This window comes from Methanobacterium sp. (assembly GCA_016222945.1).
In the GTDB taxonomy this organism is placed as follows: domain Archaea; phylum Methanobacteriota; class Methanobacteria; order Methanobacteriales; family Methanobacteriaceae; genus Methanobacterium_D.
In genome coordinates this window covers 5,150-5,952 of record JACRPY010000001.1, presented here as the reverse complement: position 1 = coordinate 5,952, position 803 = coordinate 5,150, and the positions used below count along the sequence as shown (strand labels likewise).

Sequence of the window (803 nt, the reverse complement as noted above, 5' to 3'; positions counted from 1 at the left end):
CCTCAACCACAGCACTACAACCAGACAAAAGCAAAATAAAAGCTTTTTCAGTATTTGTGAAGATTGGTGTTCTCCCCCCAGCACCTTTCCAATTATTAAACACAGACATATACCCTATTTCATGCAAACCATTAAAGAGTTTCTTAACTTTTTTATCCTGCCATTTAACCTTACCTAACCGTTTAAAGAACTCAGCTGTAGGTTGGGGTGTTTCTTGATTTGAATCAAAATCTTCAAGCATGAAAAGTATTCTTGCAGCCATTTCACCATAAAAAATTTTATGCAAATCCTCAGGAGTAAAATCACTGCCTAAATTAATACTAAACAAATCATAAATTGGTGTATGGATTACCAAAACATCTTTTGCAGTTAATAATGGTGCAAAAGGTATGTTCAAAGGAAATTTACTCATATTCTTTGATGCAAACCTAATTAACTTTGAAGGTTCATCATAATCTCCAGAATTCACACGATGATCCATAACAACACCATGAACCAGCTTCTCATAAACCCATGAATCAGGTAAATTTAATATGCCCTCCACCACTTCTTTTAATCCTTCAATATCACTGAAGTTTTTTAGTACTTTTTCTGCTACTTTTCGGGCTGGTTTTTCCTTTAAAAACATATTTTTCATTCCATAAAACTTTTTTTTATCCGAATGCCTATTTTTTTATTCCATACTGATTAATGCCATCCTACTGCACCTTTAAACCAATTCACCGTATCATTAACTTTATTTGCAACATAGTTATATCCTTGGGTAGCTTTAGCTTTAACATAGTTATATCCTTGGGTAGCTT

General features: G+C 33.3%; 1 protein-coding gene. It reads right to left on the bottom strand.

Going from position 1 to position 803, the window contains the following annotated elements:
• The coding region (locus HZC47_00035) for a hypothetical protein (protein MBI5679278.1) at nucleotides 1–637 on the bottom strand (637 nt) is incomplete at its 3' end.
• Nucleotides 638–803: the final 166 nt, after the last annotated feature.